1 protein-coding gene is annotated in these 916 nt (G+C 60.3%); it reads left to right on the top strand.

The features are described from left to right. Positions 1-873: IS256 family transposase (locus tag J8I34_RS34205; RefSeq protein WP_209808600.1), on the top strand; the 873-nt coding region annotated here is incomplete at its 5' end. Between the last annotated feature and the right edge of the window lie 43 nt (positions 874-916).

Genomic DNA, 916 nt, shown 5'->3' with positions numbered 1-916 from the left:
ATGAGCGTGCGCGAGATCCAGGCGTTTCTGGCCGAGAACTACGGAACCGAAGTCTCCCCGGACTTCATCAGCTCGGTCACCGACGAAGTCATGGCGGAGACCATCGCCTGGCAGAGCCGCCCGCTCGAAGCGATGTACCCGGTCGTGTTCTTCGACGCCTTGCGGGTCAAGATCCGCGATGGCGGTATCGTCAGCAACAAGGCCGTGTACCTCGCCCTGGGGATCCAGGCAAACGGCCAGCGCGATGTGCTGGGCCTGTGGGTCGAGCAGACCGAAGGCGCCAAATTCTGGCTCAAGGTCTTCAATGAACTCAAGAACCGAGGCTGTCAGGACATCCTGATCGCGGTCGTCGATGGCCTCAAGGGGTTGGCGGAGGCCGTTGCCACGGCCTATCCCCGCACGACGGTACAGACCTGCATTGTGCATTTGATCCGCAACAGCCTGGACTACGCCAACTACAAGGAGCGCAAGGTGCTGGCACAGGCGCTGCGGCCGATCTACAGCGCGGCCAGCGAACAGGAGGCCGGACAAGCACTGCAGGACTTCGCCGACGGCCCGTGGGGCGCCAAGTACCCGATGATCGTGCAGTCGTGGCGACGCGCCTGGGAGCACGTCACGCCGTTCTTTGTGTTCCCGCCCGATATCCGGCGGGTGATCTACACAACCAATGCCATTGAGAGCTTGAACATGCAGTTGCGCAAGATCATCAAGACCCGTGGCCACTTCCCTTCGGATGAAGCGGCGATCAAGTTGCTGTGGCTGGCACTGCGCAACGTACTGACGAAGTCCGTTCGCACGACTTATGACTGGAAGTCCGCCATGAACCAGTTTGCTATCCTGTATGGGGAGAGATTTACCGCGGCCCGAGGCTAACAAAATTCAAAACCGCCTCGCACACAAAAATACGGACAGGTCC

This window comes from Cupriavidus phytohabitans, from assembly GCF_017815025.1.
Lineage (GTDB): Bacteria > Pseudomonadota > Gammaproteobacteria > Burkholderiales > Burkholderiaceae > Cupriavidus.
The sequence above is the reverse complement of the archived record's forward strand: the minus strand, read 5'-3'. Positions and strand labels throughout refer to the sequence as shown.